This is a genomic window from Gallibacterium genomosp. 1, assembly GCF_001678575.1.
In the GTDB taxonomy this organism is placed as follows: Bacteria; Pseudomonadota; Gammaproteobacteria; order Enterobacterales; family Pasteurellaceae; genus Gallibacterium.
Genome location: NZ_JTJP01000019.1, coordinates 23,970 through 46,784, shown reverse-complemented (window position 1 = coordinate 46,784; position 22,815 = coordinate 23,970). Strand labels below are relative to the sequence as shown.

General features: G+C 39.4%; 17 protein-coding genes. 10 read left to right on the top strand and 7 right to left on the bottom strand.

The features are described from left to right. Window positions 1-9: 9 nt before the first annotated feature. The 5 genes from ppiD to aceE form a co-directional block, all read right to left on the bottom strand. Entirely contained in the window at window positions 10-1,875 is a 1,866-nt protein-coding gene (ppiD, locus tag QV04_RS05005) for a peptidylprolyl isomerase (RefSeq protein ID WP_065231239.1), read from the bottom strand. Window positions 1,876-1,987: 112 nt separating this feature from the next. After that, a complete protein-coding gene (lon, locus tag QV04_RS05000; RefSeq protein WP_197494793.1) occupies window positions 1,988-4,390 on the bottom strand; it encodes an endopeptidase La in 2,403 nt (800 codons plus the stop codon). Between the two features lie 167 nt (window positions 4,391-4,557). Beyond that, window positions 4,558-5,982, bottom strand: coding sequence for a dihydrolipoyl dehydrogenase (lpdA, locus tag QV04_RS04995; protein WP_039135847.1), 1,425 nt, complete (start codon window positions 5,980-5,982; stop codon window positions 4,558-4,560). A gap of 96 nt (window positions 5,983-6,078) precedes the next feature. Then, entirely contained in the window at window positions 6,079-7,965 is a 1,887-nt protein-coding gene (gene aceF, locus QV04_RS04990; protein ID WP_065233260.1) for a pyruvate dehydrogenase complex dihydrolipoyllysine-residue acetyltransferase, read from the bottom strand. Between the two features lie 31 nt (window positions 7,966-7,996). Beyond that, entirely contained in the window at window positions 7,997-10,660 is a 2,664-nt protein-coding gene (gene aceE, locus QV04_RS04985; protein WP_039171215.1) for a pyruvate dehydrogenase (acetyl-transferring), homodimeric type, read from the bottom strand. A 371-nt stretch (window positions 10,661-11,031) separates the two neighbouring features. Between aceE and rimO the strand changes: the two genes are divergently transcribed. Both rimO and msrB read left to right on the top strand, forming a co-directional pair. Next, entirely contained in the window at window positions 11,032-12,369 is a 1,338-nt protein-coding gene (rimO, locus tag QV04_RS04980; protein WP_039135850.1) for a 30S ribosomal protein S12 methylthiotransferase RimO, read from the top strand. Between the two features lie 120 nt (window positions 12,370-12,489). Next, on the top strand, window positions 12,490-13,452 hold the full coding sequence (msrB, locus tag QV04_RS04975) for a peptide-methionine (R)-S-oxide reductase MsrB (RefSeq protein WP_065233259.1): 963 nt from the start codon (window positions 12,490-12,492) through the stop codon (window positions 13,450-13,452). A gap of 74 nt (window positions 13,453-13,526) precedes the next feature. Here msrB and pepA read toward each other — a convergent pair whose 3' ends face one another. Continuing rightward, a complete protein-coding gene (gene pepA, locus QV04_RS04970; RefSeq protein ID WP_039135852.1) occupies window positions 13,527-15,035 on the bottom strand; it encodes a leucyl aminopeptidase in 1,509 nt (502 codons plus the stop codon). Window positions 15,036-15,217: 182 nt separating this feature from the next. On the opposite strand from pepA, the gene lptF reads away from it, so the two are divergent. Then, entirely contained in the window at window positions 15,218-16,309 is a 1,092-nt protein-coding gene (gene lptF / locus QV04_RS04965) for an LPS export ABC transporter permease LptF (RefSeq protein ID WP_039135853.1), read from the top strand. 3 nt (window positions 16,310-16,312) lie between these two features. Beyond that, the gene (gene lptG / locus QV04_RS04960; protein WP_039135854.1) at window positions 16,313-17,383 is read left to right on the top strand and encodes an LPS export ABC transporter permease LptG; all 1,071 of its coding nucleotides are present in this window, start codon (window positions 16,313-16,315) and stop codon (window positions 17,381-17,383) included. Window positions 17,384-17,464: 81 nt separating this feature from the next. Here lptG and QV04_RS04955 read toward each other — a convergent pair whose 3' ends face one another. Next, a complete protein-coding gene (locus QV04_RS04955; protein WP_039135855.1) occupies window positions 17,465-18,133 on the bottom strand; it encodes a YtjB family periplasmic protein in 669 nt (222 codons plus the stop codon). A gap of 88 nt (window positions 18,134-18,221) precedes the next feature. Here QV04_RS04955 and serB point away from each other — a divergent pair, with 88 nt between their 5' ends. The 6 genes from serB (at window position 18,222) to QV04_RS04930 (ending at window position 22,762) form a co-directional block, all read left to right on the top strand. Further along, entirely contained in the window at window positions 18,222-19,148 is a 927-nt protein-coding gene (gene serB / locus QV04_RS04950; protein ID WP_039135856.1) for a phosphoserine phosphatase, read from the top strand. 12 nt (window positions 19,149-19,160) lie between these two features. Beyond that, window positions 19,161-19,652 carry a YajQ family cyclic di-GMP-binding protein gene (locus QV04_RS04945; protein WP_039135857.1) on the top strand — a complete coding sequence of 164 codons (492 nt, stop codon included), beginning with the start codon at window positions 19,161-19,163 and terminating at the stop codon, window positions 19,650-19,652. A 21-nt stretch (window positions 19,653-19,673) separates the two neighbouring features. Next, window positions 19,674-19,838, top strand: coding sequence for a DUF5363 family protein (locus tag QV04_RS11615; protein ID WP_167333068.1), 165 nt, complete (start codon window positions 19,674-19,676; stop codon window positions 19,836-19,838). Between the two features lie 84 nt (window positions 19,839-19,922). Further along, window positions 19,923-21,938 (top strand): NAD-dependent DNA ligase LigA, encoded by a 2,016-nt coding sequence (ligA, locus tag QV04_RS04940; RefSeq protein WP_052121818.1) that lies wholly within the window; start codon window positions 19,923-19,925, stop codon window positions 21,936-21,938. A gap of 204 nt (window positions 21,939-22,142) precedes the next feature. Then, window positions 22,143-22,409, top strand: coding sequence for an AbrB/MazE/SpoVT family DNA-binding domain-containing protein (locus tag QV04_RS04935; RefSeq protein ID WP_039135859.1), 267 nt, complete (start codon window positions 22,143-22,145; stop codon window positions 22,407-22,409). Then, window positions 22,409-22,762: a type II toxin-antitoxin system PemK/MazF family toxin gene (locus QV04_RS04930; RefSeq protein WP_039135860.1), complete on the top strand. Its 354-nt coding sequence runs from the start codon at window positions 22,409-22,411 to the stop codon at window positions 22,760-22,762. The genes QV04_RS04935 and QV04_RS04930 overlap by 1 nt, the downstream gene beginning before the upstream one ends. Window positions 22,763-22,815: the final 53 nt, after the last annotated feature.

Sequence of the window (22,815 nt, the reverse complement as noted above, 5' to 3'; positions counted from 1 at the left end):
CAGCATAATTTATTCTTGTAGCTGATCTAACATTTCCTGATTAATTTCAATCTTTGCTTTCTCACGCAATGCTTTCAATAGTGTTGCTTGCAAATCATTTACACGGAACTGCATCAATTGCGAAATAAATACTTTTTGTTGTTCAGCTGATAATTGACCATCTTCAACTTTATCCAAAGCAATCGCTACAATATCACCATTTTGATCTATGCCAACGTGATAACTTGGTTTACCATCTACCGGTAACGGCATTGCAAAAATCTGTTTATCCAACGCCGGATTTTTGCTTTCCGCATAAACTGTAGTCAAATTTTGCTTGAATTCAACCGCACTGTTATCTCCAGCTTGTAATTTAGCAACCAATGCTTTAACACGATCCAACTCAATATTTTCTGCTTTCTCTCGCTGTAATAATGTTGTAATTTGCATTTTTGCTTCAGCTAAAGATTTAGTGCCTGCCGCTTTATAATCGACCACGCGGAAAATGATACTGTGGTTTTCACCAACGCTAATCATTTGTGAGTTCATACCTCCCTGAACAAGTTCTGGGCTGAACATTTCAGTAATCACATTGCTAAAATTTAAAGCAGCCGGTACATCATCACGTGCAAAATAACTTGTCTCTTCAACTGTTAAATTGCCCTCTTTGGCAGCATTAACCAAACCACTTTGATCTTCAAATGCTTTATCTGCGACCGCTTTTTCAACACTAAAATATTTACGTTCTGCTAGATCCTGACGCACAAGATCAGTAATACGACTTTTAACCTCTTCTAGCGGTAATACTGTAGCTTTATTACGAGCCAACACTTTAATAATGTGATATTTATCATCCACTTTGGTTGGTTTGCTATAAGCTCCTACTGCTGTGTTATCAGCCACAGTCTCAAAGGCTTTCGGTAATTGTCCTGCAACCACCCAACTTAAATCACCACCATTAACCGCTGTTAAACGGTCAATAGAATATTTTTTCGCTAACTCAGCAAAATCTGCACCCTGTTGCAATTTGTTGTAAATATCATCCGCTTCCGCCTGTGTATTTACTTGAATATGAGCAATATGTTGTTTTGCCTGCCCCATAAATTGAGATTTATTGTCTTGATAATATTGAGCAACTTCAACATCACTCACTTTCAGCTCTTTCGCCAAATTATCTTTATTAACATCAATATATTGTACTTTTACTAACTCAGGTGTGGCAAAAGCAGCCTTATGATCATTGTAATATTTCTCAATTTCCTGATCTGAAATGGTCTGTTTAGCCGCTAAATCCGCTACTGGGAAAGTTGCTAAACGCACATTTCTTTTCTGAAAGAATAATTTCACAAATTGCTGTTGTTGTGCTTCAGTTAAGAAATCACTTGCCAATAAAGACCCCATTAATTGTGATAAAACTAAATCCTGACGCACAATTTCCGCATATTGATCCGGAGTAAGATTATTATTAGCTAACAATTGTTGATAAACTGCGTTATCGAATTGACCATCTTTTTGGAATACTGGATTCATTACGATCGCCTGCTTAATCGCTTCATCACCGACACCCAATCCCAACTCTTTGCTGTATTGGCGTAACAATTCATCATCAATTAAACGATCCAATACAGAATGACGTAAACCGTTGGTAAATTCGGCAGAATCCGCCACTGCAGCAAATTTATCCCCCATCTGCATCGCCAGCTGTTGATATTGGCTTTGATATTGTTGTTGGAAAAGACGTTGGGAAATTTCAACACCATTTACGGTTGCCGCCGAGGTGTTTTGGCGGGAAATTAAATAACCGGCAACACCACTCAACACAAATGAAATGGCAATGACCGACATTAATACTTTCCAGACCATACTATGTGTATAGCCACGCAGTTTCTCCATCATAATGAGAGCTTCCTTATAATAAAAACAATAATGGACAAAATTATATAGAAAAGTTGGGTTGGCTGCATCTATTAAAAAGCCGGTCATCTTATTTTGACCGGCTTTTTGCTGATTAATTGACAGTTGATGTCATATTTTTACTACTACGTTTTTTCGGAGTGGCTAAATTTTTCACTACCTCAATCCCGACCGGTGGTTTTTCCAGTGCCAATGCCAAAACTTCATCAATAGTTTCAACCGGACGAATATCCAATGCAGATTTCGCATTTTCCGGAATTTCTTCAAGATCTTTGACATTATCTTTCGGAATTAAGACGCGCTTAATACCTCCACGGTGTGCTGCCAATAATTTCTCTTTTAAGCCACCGATTGGCAACACTTTACCACGCAAAGTAATTTCACCTGTCATTGCCACATCGGCACGCACAGGATTACCGGTTAAGCAAGAAACCAAAGCGGTACACATTGCTATCCCTGCACTTGGGCCATCTTTCGGGGTTGCCCCTTCAGGAACGTGAATATGAATATCTCGTTTTTCATAGAAATCCGCATTAATACCCAACTGTTCAGCTCTAGCACGAACTACCGTCATTGCTGCCTGAATGGATTCTTTCATTACATCACCCAAAGAACCAGTGTAATTTAATTTACCTTTGCCTGACACTGAAGCCGCTTCAATAGTTAATAAATCACCTCCAACTTCTGTCCACGCCAAACCAGTAACTTCTCCAACACGGTTTTGATTATCTGCTTTGCCGTATTCAAAACGTCGGACACCAAGATAATCGTGTAGATTACTACTATCAACAACAACTTGTTTCAAGGATTTATCCAATAATAAATTCTTCACTGCTTTACGGCAGATTTTAGAAATTTCTCGTTCTAAATTACGTACACCCGCTTCACGTGTGTAATAACGAATAATATCTAAAATTGCTTCTTCTTTAACGATTAACTCTTTTGCTTTCAAACCATTACGTTCCATCTGTTTGTTCAACAAATGACGCATTGCAATGTTCAGTTTTTCATCCTCGGTATAACCAGAAAGACGAATGACTTCCATACGATCAAGTAACGGTCCCGGTATATTCATTGAGTTGGAAGTGGCAACAAACATCACATCGGAAAGATCATAATCTACCTCAAGATAATGATCACTGAATGTGTTGTTCTGTTCCGGATCTAACACCTCCAATAACGCTGATGCCGGATCGCCACGCATATCCGCACCCAACTTATCAATTTCATCCAACAAGAATAATGGGTTTTTCACACCCACTTTCGCCATATTTTGGATAAGTTTACCCGGCAAAGCACCAATATAAGTTCGACGATGACCACGAATTTCAGCTTCATCACGCACGCCACCTAACGCTATTCTCACATATTTACGACCGGTAGCTTGAGCAATAGATTGCCCCAATGAAGTTTTACCAACCCCCGGAGGCCCTACCAAACATAAAATTGGTCCACGAATCTGATTGGTACGAGTTTGTACCGCTAAATATTCTAGAATGCGTTCTTTAACACGTTCCAATCCATAATGATCATTATTTAAAATTTCTTCCGCCTGTTTTAGATCTTTTTTCACCTTAGTGCGTTTATGCCACGGTACTTGTACCATCCAATCAATATAAGTACGAACCACAGTGGCTTCCGCTGACATCGGCGACATCATTTTTAATTTTTGTAATTCCGATTCCGCCTTTTCTTGAACCTCTTTAGGCATTTTTGCATCAGCAATTTTTTTCTTTAATTGTTGTACTTCATTTTCAACAGTTTCTACTTCACCAAGCTCTTTTTGTATTGCTTTAATCTGTTCATTCAAATAGTAATCGCGTTGATTTTTTTCCATCTGTTTTTTCACACGATCACGAATTTTTTTATCCAAGCTACTGATTTCCATTTCCGCTTGAATTAACCCTAGTAACATTTCAAAGCGAGCAAAGACATTATCTTGTTCCAATAATGTCTGCTTTTTCTCTAATGAGAATGGTATATTGCCTGCTAAAGTATCAACCAGTTTTTTCGGATCGTGAATATCTTTCAATGCGGTCAATACTTCAGGTTTAACTTTATTATGTTGTTGATGTGCAAATTTATCCAATTCAGTTAAAACTGTCGTCTGAATAACATCCAACTCAACATCATTATCTACGATCTCAGTGATTTCACTTATCTCGGCAGAATAATATTCCTCACTCTCAAATGAAAGCACTTTCGCTCTTGATTTTCCTTCGACAAGTACCTTTACTGTGCCATCCGGCAATTTCAACAATTGAATAATAGTAGCAACTGTTCCTATTTGGTAAATATCTTTTGCAGTCGGCTCTTCCAAATTAGCTTCTTTTTGAGTCACTAATAAAATATCTTTGCCACTATCCATCGCTTCATCAAGACTACGGATAGACTTTGTTCTTCCTACATATAGCGGCATTACGATATGTGGAAACACGACAACATCCCGTAACGGTAAGACAGGAATCTGTTTTTGTGGTAACTCTTTGCTCATAATTATAGTTCTCTTGTCTATTTCTATAGTTTGAGGTATATGGGGGAACTTTTTTTGATATCAAGGGTAATAGGTCTTTTTCATCTAAATAAGTAAAAAATCTGCACCTCAACTTTTGGTCAATGTGCAGATTTTAGATTGTAGTATAAACTTAATGAGTTCTTAACAAATTATTTTTTCTTTTTCGCTTTTGCGTTCGGTAAATCAGTTACTGTACCTTCAAATACTTCTGCCGCTAAACCGACAGATTCGTGTAATGTAGGGTGAGCGTGAATTGTTAATGCCAAATCTTCCGCATCACAACCCATTTCAATTGCAAGACCGATTTCACCTAATAATTCACCCCCGTTAGTTCCAACAATTGCCCCACCAATTACACGGTGTGTATTCTTATCGAAAATAAGTTTTGTCATACCATCCGAGCAGTCTGAAGCAATCGCACGACCTGATGCAGCCCAAGGGAAAGTTGCCACTTCATAGGAAATGCCTTCGGCTTTACATTCTTTTTCTGTTTTACCAACCCAAGCCACTTCAGGTTCAGTATAAGCAATAGATGGGATCACTTTCGGATCAAAATAGTGTTTTTGTCCGGCAATCACTTCTGCCGCGACGTGACCTTCGTGAACACCTTTGTGAGCCAACATTGGTTGACCAACAATATCACCAATTGCAAAGATATGAGGAACGTTAGTACGCATCTGTTTATCGGTACGAATAAAGCCACGTTCATCCACTTCAACACCTGCCACTTGTGCATCGATTAATTTACCGTTCGGTGTACGACCGATAGCAACTAACACGGCATCATAACGACGAGTTTCATTTGCGCCTTTTCCTTCCATAGAAACATAAATACCGTCTTCTTTTGCTTCTACCGCAGTTACTTTAGTTTCTAATAAAAGGTTGAATTTTTTCTCAATACGTTTAGTAAAGATCTTAACCACATCTTTATCCGCTGCAGGAATAACCTGATCAAACATTTCCACAACATCAATTTGTGAACCTAGTGCGTGGTAAACAGTTCCCATTTCAAGACCAATAATACCACCACCCATAATCAATAATTTTTCAGGTACTTCTTTAAGTTTTAATGCATCTGTTGAATCCCAAACGCGCGGATCATCGTGTGGAATAAACGGCAATTGAATTGGACGAGAGCCCGCAGCAATGATTGCGTTATCAAATGTAATTTTAGTTTCACCTTCTTCTCCGGCAACAATAATGCTGTTTGCACTGGCAAATTTTCCATAACCGTTTACGATTTGAACTTTACGCATTTTTGCCATACCAGCTAAACCACCGGTTAATTGACTGATAACTTTCTCTTTCCAACCACGAATTTTTTCAATATCGGTTTTTGGTTCACCGAAAACAATACCGTGCTCAGCTAAAGATTTAGCTTCTTCAATCACTTTAGCAACGTGCAATAATGCTTTAGACGGAATACAACCTACGTTTAAGCATACCCCACCAAGAGTTGAAAAACGTTCAATAATAACGGTTTCCAACCCTAAATCTGCACAACGGAATGCCGCTGAATATCCTGCAGGACCAGCACCTAAAACAACTACTTGTGTTTTAATTTCTTTATTCATGTTAAGCCTCTTGATTTTTTCTCTAACAAAATGTTAGGACGGCAATTAAATTAATTATAACAAAAGCCTGATCAACTCAGGCTTTCGTTTCCATTACTACATGACTAAGCGGCGTAAATCCGACAACACACCACTAATATAGGTAATAAAGCGTGCACCGTCCGCCCCATCAATCACTCGGTGATCGTAAGACAATGACAATGGCAACATCAAACGTGGTGTAAATTCTTTACCATTCCACACCGGTGTCATCTCTGAACGAGAAACCCCTAAAATTGCCACTTCTGGTGCATTAACGATAGGGGTAAAGTGAGTACCACCGATACCACCTAAACTTGAGATAGTAAAGCATCCGCCTTGCATATCTGAAGCTGTTAATTTACCTGCACGCGCTTTCTTTGACATTGTTGCCAATTCACGAGAAAGTTCAATAACACCTTTCTTATTAACATCTTTAAATACTGGTACAACCAACCCATTTGGTGTATCTACCGCCACGCCGATATTGATGTATTTCTTCAAGATTAGACGTTGTGCATCTTCAGTAATTGAACTATTGAAGTTTGGATAAGCTTCCAACGCTTTTGCTACCGCTTTCATAATAAAGACAAGCGGAGTAATTTTAACATCAAGTTTCTGTTTTTCAGCTAATACATTTTGCTCTTTTCTGAATTTTTCTAGCTCAGTAATATCTGCTTTATCCCATTGTGTTACATGAGGGATCATTACCCAGTTACGGTGTAAGTTAGCACCGGAAATCTTCTTGATGCGACCTAATTCAACTTCTTCAGTTTCACCGAATTTGCTGAAATCAACTTTCGGCCACGGCAACAATCCTAAACCTGATCCGACATTACCTCCAGCAGCCGATGTAGAAACAGAGCCACTTTCAACCGCTTTAATAGCCGCTTTAACATAAGCTTGAACGTCTTCTTTTAAGATACGACCTTTACGACCTGTACCTTTCACTTTATCAAGATTCACACCAAATTCACGCGCTAAACGACGAACAACCGGAGTTGCGTGAGCGAAACTTGCGCTCTTAGTCACATCTTCATTAGAAGCTGCTGGAGCAGGCGCTGCTGCTGTCGCTTGAGGAGCAGGCGCTGTTGCAGGTTGTTGTGCTGGAGCTGTCGCCGGCGCTGCACCAGCCACTTCAAAGCGCATAATTAATGAACCGGTAGAAACCTTATCTCCTGATTTAATTAAAATTTCTTTTACTACACCGGAAAAAGGAGCAGGTACTTCCATTGAAGCCTTATCACCTTCAACCGTAATTAATGATTGTTCTTCAGCAACGCTGTCACCTACTGCTACCATAATTTCGGTCACATTCACTTCATCTCCGCCGATATCCGGAACGTGAACGTCCTGAACACCTCCACTAACCGCAGGTGCTGCCACCTGAGTCTCTTCCGCTGCAGGAGAAGGTGCTGCTGCAGCTGCTGCGCCGGCAATTTCAAAACGCATAATCAATGAACCGGTAGAAACTTTGTCACCTGATTTAACTAAAATTTCTTTTACCACACCAGCAAATGGCGCAGGCACCTCCATTGAAGCTTTATCGCCTTCAACGGTGATTAATGACTGTTCTTCGCTAACAGTATCGCCTACTGCAACCATAATTTCAGTAACGTTAACTTCATCTCCGCCGATATCCGGAACCTGAACATCAACAACAGAAGCTGCTGCAGTCGGTGCTGCCGCTGGAGATGGCACTGCTTCCGCTGCAGGAGCAGGTGCTGACGCACCCGCTGCTTCTAATACCAACATAGGAGTACCGGTAGAAACTTTATCACCCACTTTTACCAATACTTCTTTTACCACACCTGCTTCCGGTGCTGGTACTTCCATTGAGGCTTTATCGCCTTCAACATTGATCACACTTTGATCAACATCAATGGTGTCACCAACTTTAACCATAACTTCTGTTACAGTAACTTCATCACCACCGATATCTGGAATAGCAATTTGTTTTGACATAATTTATATCCTTTGTGATTGTTACAGTTCATTATGCGTGTAAAGAATACGCTTTATCGGTATCGATACCATATTTCTTAATGGCTTCAACTAACACTTTCTTATCTAAAGTGCCGGCCTTCACTAATTGAGATAATGCCGCCACCACAACGTGATGTGCATCAACTTCAAAGTGTGAACGTAAATTTTCACGGCTGTCTGAGCGACCGAAACCATCAGTACCTAACACCAAATAGCTGCTTGCCGGAACATACGCACGAACTTGGTCAGCAAATAAACGCATATAGTCGGTTGCCGCAATTGCCGGCGCATCATTCATAACTTTAGCAATATATGGCACTTTTGCTTCTTCTTCCGGATGCAACGTGTTGTAACGTTCAATTTCGTTACCTTCTCTTGCTAACTCAGTAAAAGAAGTTACGCTATAAACATCTGAAGATACACCAAAGTCATTTGCCAATAATTGTGCTGCCTCGCGTACGTGACGAAGAATGGCACCTGAACCTAGTAACTGAACCTTACCTTTACCTTGACCGGTTACGGTTTCAAATTTATAGATACCTTTACGAATACCCTCTTCCGCACCTTTCGGCATTGCCGGTTGATCATAGGTTTCGTTTAATGTAGTGATATAGTAATAAACATCTTCTTGATCCGGGCCATACATACGGCGTACACCGTCTTGGATAATAACTGGTACTTCAAATGCAAATGCAGGGTCATAAGAAACACAACTTGGAATGGTTAATGATTGAATGTGACTATGTCCGTCTTCGTGTTGTAAACCTTCACCATTCAAGGTTGTACGACCAGATGTACCACCAATCATAAAGCCACGCGCACGTTGGTCTCCTGCCAACCACATTAAATCACCAACACGTTGGAAACCAAACATTGAGTAATAAACGAAGAATGGAATCATCGGTAAATCGTTAGTGCTATATGAAGTAGCTGCTGCTAACCAAGATGCAGTTGCACCCTGTTCATTGATACCTTCCTGTAAGACTTGTCCATCAGTCGCTTCACGATAATATGCAACCTGTTCACGATCTTGTGGAACATAGTGCTGACCGTGCGGATTGTAGATACCGATTTGACGGAATAAACCTTCCATACCGAAAGTACGCGCTTCATCGGCTACGATTGGAACGATATGTTTACCAATAGATTTATCTTTCAACAATATATTTAATGTACGTACAAATGCCATTGTGGTTGAAATAGGACGTGCTTGAGCTTCAAATAATTGAGAAAACTCTTCAATTCCAGGCACTTTAAATTCTTGAGTAAAACGTGGTAAACGAGTCGGTAAATAGCCTTGTAATGCTTGACGGCGTTCGTGAAGATATTTGTACTCATCTGAACCTTCAGCGAAAGTCACATATGGAAGTTTTTCAAGATCAGCATCGGAAACAGGCACATTAAATTGATCACGAACGTGTTTAACGCCGGAAAGATCCATTTTCTTAACTTGGTGAGCGATGTTTTTACCTTCCGCTGCATCCCCCATACCATAACCTTTGATCGTTTTAACAAGGATAACAACCGGTTTGCCTTTAACTTGTTTCGCTTTATTGAATGCAGCAAATACTTTAATCGGATCGTGACCACCACGGTTCAATGCCCAGATTTCATCATCTGTCATATCTTTAACTAATTCCGCCGTTTCTGGATAACGCCCAAAGAAGTGTTCACGAACATAAGCACCATCTTTAGATTTGAAGTTTTGATAATCGCCATCAACCACTTCCATCATCAATTGAAGCAATTTGCCGGAGGTGTCTTTCTGCAATAAACGATCCCAACGACGTCCCCAAATCACTTTAATTACTTCCCAACCAGCACCCTTAAAGTTGCTTTCCAATTCTTGGATAATTTTACCGTTACCAGTTACCGGTCCATCCAAACGTTGTAAGTTACAGTTGATAACAAAGATTAAGTTATCCAATTTTTCACGTGCAGCAAATGCAATCGCACCGCGTGATTCAACTTCATCCATTTCACCGTCACCAAGAAATGCATAAACAGTTTGATCTGAAGTATCTTTCAAGCCACGATTTTGTAAATATTTTAAGAAACGTGCTTGATAAATTGCATTTAATGGACCTAGCCCCATAGAAACAGTAGGGAATTGCCAAAATTCCGGTAATAAGCGAGGATGAGGATAAGAAGGAATACCTTTTCCGTGAACTTCTTGACGGAAATTATCCATTTGTTCTTCGGTCAAACGCCCTTCAACAAATGCACGTGCATAAATTCCCGGTGCAATATGTCCTTGGAAGAACACTAAATCACCACCATTTTTTTCGTTACGAGCTTTAAAGAAGTGGTTGAAACAAACTTCATATAATGTTGCGGAGGATTGGAATGATGCCATATGTCCGCCTAATTCAAGATCCTTTTTAGAGGCACGTAATACTGCCATAATCGCATTCCAACGAATTACACTGCGAATGCGACGTTCAAGATCTAAATTACCCGGATAATTAGGTTCTTCATTAACTGGAATGGTATTAATATAGTCTGTTGTCATTCCAGTAGGAAGTGAAACGTCATTAGCTCTTGCACGTTGAATGAGTTGTTCAATGATATATTGCGCTCTTTCAACACCTTCTTCACGAATTACTGAATCGATTGCCAACATCCAATCGTTGGTTTCAATCGGATCCACGTCATTTTTTACCATATCCGACATGGGCTATTCCTTTTATCTTATTGTGGTTAAAAAAATGTGTGACGCACAAAACTGCTAGCTATGCATCACCCAGCTGAAAAAGTTGTTAATTAACATTTGCGTTGCTTTTGGAGCTTCACAATTTATTAACTAATTTTAGAAATTTTATTAGATTTTTTGAAATAAAGATAGAAAAAATTTGTCTTACCATAGCAAAATCAGCTGATTTTGTCTATTTTTTTACCATCCATTTTGGGACGTAACCACAAAGGATTACCTATTTAGAACAAAGTGTTACTTCTAATTGCTCTGATAAAAATTCGCTTTCTATCGACAAATTCTGTACAATTCGCCACCTACTAAAATTCCATTACAAAATAGATAACAAAATTATGACAATAACAACTCCAAATATTGGCTTTTTGAGCCTTGGTTGCCCTAAAAATTTAGTGGATTCCGAACGTATTTTAACCGAGCTACGAGCAGAGGGTTATAACATTGTACCAAGTTATGACAATGCCGATTTAGTGATAGTCAATACTTGCGGTTTTATCGACAGTGCTGTTCAAGAATCATTAGAAGCTATTGGCGAAGCCTTAGAAGAAAACGGCAAAGTTATCGTTACCGGTTGTTTAGGTGCTAAAGAAAATCAAATTAGAGAAGTACATCCTAAAGTGCTTGAAATTACTGGCCCACACAGTTATGAAGCGGTGATGACACACGTCCACAAATATGCCCCGAAACCGGAATATAACCCTTATCTCAATGTGGTGCCGAAACAAGGGGTAAAATTAACGCCTAAACACTATGCTTACGTTAAAATTTCAGAAGGCTGCGATCACCGTTGCACTTTCTGCATTATTCCATCTATGCGCGGTGATCTTGACAGCAGACCGATCAACACCATTTTGGATGAAGCAAAACGTTTAGTTGATGCCGGCGTTAAAGAGTTGTTGATCGTTTCTCAAGATACTTCCGCTTATGCGTTGGATAAAAATCAAAAAGAACAAAAAAGCAAAACTGTTTTCTGGAATGGAATGCCGATTAAAAATGATTTAATTACGCTTTGCGAACAGCTTGGAACATTAGGCGTTTGGGTGCGTCTACATTATGTTTACCCTTATCCACACGTTGATAAGCTGATTCCTTTGATGGCACAAGGCAAAATTTTACCTTATTTAGATATTCCGTTACAACACGCCAGTCCGAAAATTCTAAAAGCAATGAAACGTCCGGGTTCAATCGAACGTACATTGGAACGTATTAAACAGTGGCGTGAAATCTGTCCAGAACTGACATTACGATCAACATTTATTGTCGGTTTTCCAGGTGAAACTGAAGAAGATTTCCAAATGTTATTAGATTTTATTCAAGAAGCACAACTGGATCGTGTCGGCTGTTTCAAATTCAGTCCGGTTGAAGGTGCGGTAGCCACAGAAATGGCAGAACAAGTGCCAGAAGAGGTGAAAGAAGAACGCTTCCACCGGTTTATGCAATTACAGCAACAAATTTCCGCCCAACGCTTACAACAAAAAATCGGTAAAACCTTGCCTGTAATGATCGATGAAATTGATGAAGAAGGTATTATCGGGCGTTCAATGGCAGATGCACCTGAGATTGACGGTGTCGTTTATATTGATAATATCAGTGAACAACAAGTCAAGATTGGCGATATAGTGATGGCTACCATTCATAATGCCGATGAATACGATTTATGGGCAACCATCTAACCGTTATTTAACTGTTGTTGCAGTGGGGAGAAGTTCTCCCTATTCTACTGCCAAATAATAAAATCAATGCCTAATGTGTTGCTCGCTAAGTACAAATTGCTTTAATTTTGTGAGGTATAAATGACAGAACAAAACAAAATCCTAACCAGCGAAATTTATCTTGCCGGTGGCTGTTTTTGGGGATTAGAAGCCTACTTTTCCGCTATCGGTGGAGTGTTGGATGCCGAATCAGGTTATGCCAATGGTAACAGTGAAAATCCAAGCTATCAGCAAGTTTGTAATGGTAGTGGACACGCTGAAACAGTCAAAGTCTGTTATGATACTGCTCAAATCAATTTATCAACATTGCTTGAGTACTATTTCCGTGTCATCGATCCAACCACTTTAAACCGACAAGGGAATGATTTGGGTATCCAATATCGTACCGGCATTTATTATACTGATGATCGACAAAAACCGATTATTGATGCGGCAATGGCACGCGAACAGCAAAAATGGCAACAACCTTTGCTAGTTGAGGTGCAACCTTTGCGAAACTACTATCCTGCAGAAGAGTATCACCAACGTTATTTAGAAAAAAATCCGAGTGGCTACTGTCATATTGATCTGAGAAAAGCGGATAATGTCATTATTGATGCCGACAAATACCATAAACCTACTTTAGCAGAAATCGAACAAAATTTAAGTAAAGAATCATTTGCTGTTACACAGCTAAATGCCACCGAACACCCTTTTTCAAATCGTTACTGGGATTTTTTTGAAAAAGGTTTATATGTCGATATAATCAGTGGCGAGCCACTTTTTGCCTCTTCTGATAAATTTCCGTCACAATGTGGTTGGCCAAGTTTCAGCAAACCGATTTCATCCGATGTGGTTACATATCAGCGTGATACCAACCACGGAATGATCCGTACCGAAGTGCGTTCTCGTATTGCCAATGCACATTTAGGACACGTTTTTGAAGATGGTCCTCTCGAAACCGGTGGCTTGCGTTACTGCATCAACAGTGCGACTTTACGTTTTATTCCTTTTGCGGAGTTGGTACAAAATGGCTATGTCTACCTGCAAAAACGGATTAAATAACAACCGCTTAAAATAACAAAGCGGTGTAGATCTTAAGCCTCCACACCGCTTTTTATTTGAAGTTACCTCTGATATTAAATATCAAATTTAACATTAGCGCGATTCAATAAGAACTGCACCAATAATGAAACCGGACGACCGGTTGCACCTTTGTCAGCTCCCTGTTTCCACGCTGTACCTGCAATATCCAAATGCACCCAATTATATTTTTTGGTAAAATTCGCTAAGAAACAAGCAGCGGTAATCGCACCACCCCAACGCCCACCGACATTTGCTAAGTCAGCAAAATTAGATTTCAATAAATCATTATACTCATCATTCATCGGCAAACGCCAAGCTTTGTCATTAGACTGATCAGCCGCATTTTGCAACTCATTGGCTAGATTATTTAACGGCGAAAATAATCCACTATTGACTCCCGCTAATGCCACCACACAAGCGCCTGTCAACGTTGCAATATCAATCACTACTTCCGGCTCAAAACGCTCAACATAAGTTAACGCATCACAAAGCACTAAACGCCCTTCAGCATCGGTATTCAACACTTCTACAGTTAAGCCTGACATTGTGGTTAAAATATCTCCGGGACGATAAGCATTACCGCCAGGCAAGTTTTCACAGCCTGCCAACACACCAATCACATTTAACGGTAAATTTAATTCAGCAACAGCTTTCATCACACCATAAACGGTTGCTGCACCACACATATCATACTTCATCTCATCCATACCAGCACCCGGCTTCAATGAAATACCGCCAGAATCAAAAGTTAGCCCTTTTCCGACCAAAACGATTGGTTTTGCATCAGGATCAGGATTATTTTTAAATTCAATGATCGACATAAACGCTTCATTACGCGATCCTTGTGAAACTGCCAAATAGGATTTCATTCCCAATTTTTCCATCTGCTGCTCATCAACAACGTGGCTATTTAGAGTGTCATAAGCCTGTGCTAATTCAATCGATTTATCAGCTAAATAACGAGGCGTGCAAATATTTGGTGGCATATTGGCTAAATCTTTCGTTTCTTTAATGCCGCTACTGATCGCCATTGCGTGTTGAATTGCAGACTCAGCTAGCGGTAATTCACGGCGCATCGGAACATTGAATACTATTTTACGTAATTCACGTCTAATTTCCGTTTTCACCCGCTTAAATTGAGTAAAGCTATATAATGATTCCTGAGCTGCTTCCACCGCCAAACGTACATTCCAATAAACATTACGCCCCTTAATGTGCAAACCTGTCAAATAACATATAGCTTCCATTGAACCAGTTTCATTCAAAACTTTTACCATTTTTTGAATAATCTGTTTATATTGTCTTTCATCCAATTCACGTTCTTTACCGCAACCAACCAATAAAATTCTATCTGCCGGAATATTAGGAACGTGATGCAATAACAATGTCTGCCCAACTTTTCCTTCAATATCACCACGTCTCAATAATGCACTAATATAACCTTTACTGATATTATCCAACTGCTCTGCCGATGCAGATAAGCGACGCGGCTCGAAAACACCCACCACTAAACACGCAGTACGTTGTTTTTCAACACTGCCGTTTTTGACACTAAATTCCATATTGATATTCCTTCATTATGATTTCTATTGTTGTTAGGCCCTGAAACAAGGTATTATATGCGCCTGAATTTATGTTTTTGAAAAAACTTGAAAACAGATCTACTTGTGAGAACGATTGATTAAAGTATCGTTTTTTATAAAAAAATCAAGCAAAAATAAAGAGAAAACACAGGTCAGCTGCCGTGATTTTGACAAAATATCTAATCAAAGAAACATTAAAAAGCCAACTGGCTATTTTATTTATTTTACTCGTCATTTTTTTAGCACAACAACTTGTCCGCGTTTTGGGCTCTGCCGTCAATGGTAATGTTCCTGTTGATGTCATCTTACCGCTGCTTGGATTAGGAATGCCGACAATGGCACAACTGATGTTGCCACTTAGCCTATTTTTAGCACTTTTACTTACTTTGGGAAGATTATACAGCGAAAGTGAAATTACTGTGATGCAAGCGTGTGGCATCGGCCCCAATGCCCTTGTAAAAGTGGGATTGATTCTTTCTATTGTAACTGCCGTAATTGCTGCTTATAACTCCCTTTATCTCACACCGTGGGCATTAAAAAAACAGGTAGAAGTGGTAGAAAATGCAAAAGCTAATCCAAGTGCATCTGCGATTACTCCTGGACAATTTATCTCCTCCAATAACGGCAATTTTGTGCTGTTTGTTGATAAAGTAAAAGGCAATCAACTTTCCGATATCTATCTGTTCCAAACTAAACAGGTCGGCAAAGTGAAACCATCTGTAATCGTTGCCGAACAGGGAAGTTTCTCCACAGCAGAAGATGGTAGCCAAACATTAACATTAAAAAACGGAGAACGCTTTGAAGGAAGTGCAGTTCTGCCGGAATTTCGTATCACCCAGTTTCAGGATTACTTGGCATTTCTAGCATTTAATGCGGCAAAAACAGAAGAAAACGATCTTGATATGCAAGATAGTAATGCTTTATTGAGAAGTAATTCCGCTAATGCCAAAGCTGAATTTCAATGGCGCATCAGCCTGTTTTTAGCAGTGCCATTGATGATGTTGCTCGCAATTCCATTGAGCAAGGTTAATCCTCGACAAGGTCGTTTTGCCAAAATCATACCTGCATTATTGCTCTATTTAATCTATTTTTTATTGCAAAGTTCACTCAAAACGGCGGGAATCAATGGAAAAATTGAGTCTCACTATTGGATGATTTTAATCAATATCCTGTTTTTACTCTTAGGCATCATCCTCAATTCTGAGATTATCCAGAGTAAATTCATCCAACTTTTTAAACGAGCAAGAGGTTAATCTATGTTTAATACCTTAGATCGTTATATCGGTAAAACAATTTTAGCGACTATTTTTGTTGTTTTATTTTTATTAGTCGGGCTTTCTGCCATTATCAAGTTTGTTGAACAGTTCCGTGCTATCGGCGAAGGAAATTATGACACGGCTAAAGCCATCGCCTACACCCTGCTCACTATTCCGAAAGATATTGAGACTTTTTTCCCAATGGCGGCATTGCTAGGAGCGTTAATCGGTTTAGGCTCTTTAGCTTCAAACAGTGAGCTAGTCGTAATGCAAGCTTCCGGTTTTTCACGTTTTCAAATCGGCTTATCGGTTATGAAAGTTGCTATTCCATTGGTTATTCTTAATATGGCATTGGGTGAATGGGGAATCCCACAGACGGAGCAGTTTGCAAGAGAAATGCGTTATAAATCGCTTACTGGTGGCTCACTGCTTTCGGTTAAAGGTTCAGTATGGGCGAAAGATGGTAACAGTTTTGTTTATATTCAACATATTCCAAAAGAAAATCAGTTAAACGGCATTTATATCTATCAATTTGATCAACATCGTAATTTACAAAAAATGAGTCAAGCTAATCGGGCAACTTATGCAAATAACGAATGGCGTTTTAATCAAATTTCAGAATCGGAGATAAACGGTGATCATATCACTAACCAAAAATATCTAAATAAAGTTTGGGAAACTAGCATTACTCCAGATAAATTAGGGATGGTGTCATTAAGACCTAGTATGCTATCAATTACAGGGTTATCAGACTATATCCAATTCTTAAAAAATACCGGACAAGATACCAAAACGTTTGAACTCACCTATTGGAGAAAATTATTACAACCAATTTCTATCAGCGTGATGATGCTTTTGGCACTGTCATTTATTTTCGGTCCATTACGTAGTGTTACTTCCGGCGTACGTGTGGTAACAGGAATCTGTTGTGGTTTTGCTTTTTATGTTTTGGATCAAGTCTTCGGGCCATTAAGTTTAGTCTATAATATTCCACCATTTATCGGTGCATTAGCGCCAAGCATCTTCTTTGCAGCCATTATTTGGTGGTTAATGGCTCATAAACGGCATTAATTCCCCAATGTTTAATCAAACAAAAAGTGAGATCAAAATAACGATCTCACTTTTTGTAGCTACTACTAATTACCACTTTCATTATCGCTTAAAACGCCGGCGTTGTTGATGAAATGCTTTGGAACGCTGTTGATTTTCTTGTACCTTTCTTAATATTCTCATCGGCACTAATTTAATTTTTCTGCGTCGAAAAAAATGGTGAAAACTGCTGGCAATCACAGCCCCTACCAATAAAATAACAATCACTTCAGCATATAAATAACGAAACTGTTGATTAATCTTACTCTCACTAGTTTGCCCGTATTGCCCATCAAAAGTTACTCGTAAAAAGCCAATCACACTGTTTCCATCAAAAATCGGTTCAACAATCTGTTGTGTCTGTTGCAATGATTTTTCCCCTTCTAAACCTAACTGTTGCCGCAAATTGAGCGCATTGCGACTTTGAGCCAACAACTCACCATTGCCACTATAAACCGAAGCGTCTAGCACAAATTTTTCTCGACTTAGTGTCGTTAGTTGATCCGCCAGTTTCTCTACAGAAACATTATTATTTAATAAAGACGAAAATAGATTAGCCTGCTGTCTTACCAAAATATGCGACAAATTAGACACCTGATTAATACTCGCCAATTGCGAACCGAATTTAAACTGATTTATGCCAAATAAAATAGTCACAATTGTAAAACCACTAACAAGCAAAATAGCGATCAGTAGCAAAATTTTGACACTCTTCTCTCTTACTGTATGCAAGTTATTACCTTTATATTTCTATTCTGAGCAATTTGTGATTAAATGCGGATTGTAGCTTTTCTTTTCATTCTAAAAAAGGTTTTTTTATATGCAAACTCTCGTTCCCGTAATCAATAAACCGGATAATTATCGTGCCGATCAGCAGCAATTTTTACTCTATTGCCAAAATTTCGATATTAACAAATTAGCTCAATTCAGCGCTCAAACTACCGATATTTCGCTACTTGCCGAATGGGATATTTTTGATTATCACTGTGTAATGATGCAACACGACCAACCACAAAATTATATTGAGCTTGCACACCAATACGGTTTTGATCTTTTTGTGATCAGCGGCTATCCATTGCTTGAAAAAGCCGGTTTACTGGTGATGGATATGGACTCCACCGCCATTCAAATTGAATGTATTGATGAAGTGGCAAAATTAGCCGGAACTGGAGAAATGGTTGCCTCAATTACAGAAAGTGCAATGCGTGGTGAACTTGATTTCAAACAGAGTTTACGCAAACGTGTAGGCACCTTAAAAGGCGCTCCAGCAACCATTTTAGATCAAGTACGCAATAATTTACCGATTATGCCCGGTTTAGAGCAGACAATCTCCGAATTACAGAAACTCGGTTGGAAAGTGGCTATCGCTTCCGGTGGCTTTACCTATTTTGCCGAAGTGTTACAAAAAAAATTCAGTTTAGTTGCTGTTTGTGCCAATCGTTTTGAAATTGAAAACGGCATTTTAACCGGCAAAGTAGAGGGAGAAATCGTTGATGCACAATATAAAGCCAATGTATTACAGCAATTAACAGAACAATACCAAATTGAAGCAACACAAACTATCGCCATCGGTGACGGTGCAAACGATCTATTAATGATGCAAAGCGCAGCTCTTGGCGTTGCTTACCACGCCAAACCAAAAGTACAACAACAGGCACAAACTATGGTAAACTTCGCAGACTTAACCGCGTTGTTGTGTATTTTGAGTGCCAATCAACAACAATATAACTTTCAACAACAAAAATAATGAGGAAATAAAATGCCTTCTTTTGATATTGTTTCAGAAATTACTATGCACGAAGTTAAAAATGCGGTGGACAATGCCAATCGTGATTTAAGCAATCGCTGGGATTTCCGCAATGTAACCGCATCAATTGAATTAAATGAAAAAAATGAAACCATCAAGGTTGCCACTGAATCCGATTTTCAGGTAGAACAATTAATTGATATTTTGCGTAATGCGATGCAAAAACGGAATATTGAACCAAGCGCATTGGAAATTCCGGAAAATTACGAGCATAGCGGTAAAACCTATGCCAAAGAAATTAAAGTTAAGCAGGGAATTGAGACCGATCTTGCAAAGAAAATCAGCAAAATGATCAAAGATTCCAAATTAAAAGTTCAAACCCAAATTCAAGGTGATAAAATTCGTGTTACCGGAAAATCCCGTGATGATTTACAAAGTGTAATTCAATTAGTCAAATCCGCTGAATTGGGACAACCTTTCCAATTTAATAACTTCCGCGATTAACGCTGAATAAGGAGGAACACTATGCCACAAAGTGAAAAGAAACCGAGTATTTTTAAACAATGGTTAAAAAAATATGATGATTTCTGTCGTGAACTTGGCATTGATCAAGGTGCTTGCCGAAGTTGTGTTCCTATCTATAAACAAGATCCGGAAACGGAAAAACCGGCAGAGAAAAAAGCCAGTTAATTCATCACTCACACTTAATTCATTACAGTTAATCGGTTGTTACCGATTAACTTTTTTATTTCAAATTTTACAGTAATGCACATTATGAACACCCTTCAACAACAGATTGAACAACTAAGAAATGATCTTCGTTACCACGAATATCAATATCACGTTCTCGACAATCCGATAATTCCGGATGCAGAATATGATCGAATGATGAACCAATTAAAACGTATAGAAGCTGAACATCCCGAATTGATCACGGACGACTCTCCGACACAACGTGTTGGAGCAAAACCGGCAAACGGTTTTCAACAAATTCGTCACGAATTACCAATGTTATCACTTGATAACGCATCCTCAGACGAAGAGTTTTTTGCATTTATTCACCGCATTGAAGATCGACTCGGTGTATTGCCTGATCCATTCACATTCTGCTGTGAACCAAAATTAGACGGTTTGGCAGTCAGCATTCTTTATATCAACGGAAAATTAACGCAGGCGGCAACACGTGGTGATGGCATTACCGGTGAAGATATTACCGCCAATATCCGCACTATTCGCAACATTCCACTACAACTACGCACCGCTACACCACCAGCTCGTTTAGAAGTGCGTGGTGAAGTCTTTATGCCTCACGACGGTTTTGAACGTTTAAACAATCACGCACTGGAACACGGCGAAAAAACCTTTGCCAATCCGCGTAATGCTGCTGCCGGTTCACTACGACAACTCGATCCGCAAGTCACTTATCATCGTCCGTTAATGTTAAATGCTTACGGTATCGGCATTGCAGAAGGCATTGAATTACCGAATACTCATTATGATCGTTTACAATGGCTGAAAAGCATCGGCATTCCGGTTAATAAAGAAATCCGTCTTTGTAACGGCACACAAGAAGTTTTAAGTTTCTACCATTCTATTGCTGAAAAACGTAGCCAACTTGGTTACGATATTGATGGAACCGTGCTAAAAGTGAATAGCATCGCATTACAAGAGCAACTTGGTTTTATTTCTCGCGCACCACGTTGGGCGATTGCCTATAAATTTCCGGCACAAGAAGAATTAACTATCCTAAATGATGTTGAATTTCAGGTAGGACGCACTGGAGCGATCACACCGGTAGCGAAACTTGAACCTGTTTATGTTGCCGGTGTAACTGTCAGCAATGCAACACTGCACAACGGAGATGAAATTGCTCGTTTAGATATTGCAATCGGCGATACCGTTATTATCCGCCGTGCCGGTGATGTGATTCCGCAAATTATCGGTGTGGTTCACAATCGCCGTCCACCAGATGCTAAACCGATAATTTTCCCAACTCGCTGTCCGGTTTGTGATTCAGCAATTGTACGTATTGACGGCGAAGCAGTTGCCCGTTGTACCGGTGGATTGGTATGCGAAGCACAACGGAAAGAGGGCTTAAAACATTTCGTTTCACGCAAAGCAATGGATATTGACGGTGTCGGCGATAAGTTAATCGAACAATTGGTAGATCGTGAATATCTACATACGCCTGCTGATCTCTTCACCTTAAGCAAAGAAACCTTGATGGGGTTAGAGCGTATGGGGGCAAAATCAGCAGAAAAAGCGCTTGCCAGTATCGAAAAAGCAAAAAAAACCACCCTTGCCCGTTTCCTTTTTGCGTTGGGTATCCGTGAAGTTGGAGAAGCAACTGCACGCAATTTGGCAAACCATTTTCATACTTTGGAAAACATTAAAAACGCCACATTTGAACAGTTACAGCAGGTGCAAGATATCGGCGAAGTTGTCGCTAACCGCATTATTCTGTTCTGGCAAGAAGAGCATAACCGCAACGTAGTAGAAAAATTGATTGAACAGGGAGTAACTTGGGATGATGTCGCTATCAAAGAAATTTCTGATAATCCACTTAAAGAAAAAACCGTAGTACTTACCGGCACATTAACACAAATGACGCGCGATCAGGCGAAAGCGTTGTTATTGCAGTTAGGCTGTAAAGTTACCGGCAGTGTTTCCAGCAAAACCGATTTTGTTATTGCCGGCGATAACGCAGGTTCAAAATTGCAGAAAGCCGAAAGTTTGGGCATAAAAGTCTTAACCGAACAGCAATTTTTAGACTTAATTCCGCAAGATTAACTTTCGCTATATCATCATAGCCCTCTGTGAAAGAGGGCTTTGTTATCGAGATTAAACGCGCCTTTTAGCTCATCACATTTTCAACCGGTACAGATTTGCTAAAAACCCCATAAACATCCGCAGATGATTGACATCAGATTAAAAAATGACACAATAACGTATCACTAAATGATACATCAACCAACGAACATAGGGAGATATCTGATGAATATGAGATTACAAATAAAACAATGGGGAAATAGTAAAGCCATTCGCCTACCAAAAGAGCTTACTAATTCTATGAACCTTGATATGGGTGATTTTTTAGAATTAGAACAAATTGATGATAATACACTTAGAGTAGTCGTTGTGTCTCATAAAAAAACAACAAAAAGATTAACATTAAACGAACGCATCGCAATGACTGCATCTAAAGAGTTACCTACCATCAAAGAATGGGATGATCTACAACCGACAGGAAGCGAAATTTAATGGCAAAATCTGCAATAAAAAGAGGCGATATCATCACAGTTTGCTTAAACCCAGTGGTTGGCAAAGAGTTGCAAGGTGAAAGACGCCCAGCATTAGTATTAAGCGATAAAACGTTTCATAATTTAGGCTTTATGATGATTGCGCCTATTACACAAGGAAATGCCGCACTTGCCAGAGATAACGGTTTTGCCGTCACCCTAAGTGGAACCGGTTGTAAAACACAAGGAGTTATTGTTGCATACCAAGCCAGAATAATCGATTTTAGAGGCAGAAATGCCCAAAAAGTTGAATCTGTACCTAATTATATTTTGTCTGAAGTACAAGATATTGTTGAAGCAATTTTAAGAGATTAATTTTTAACGACAAACAGTCAATACTGTCCGATGCCCGACCAAGAGATAATCGC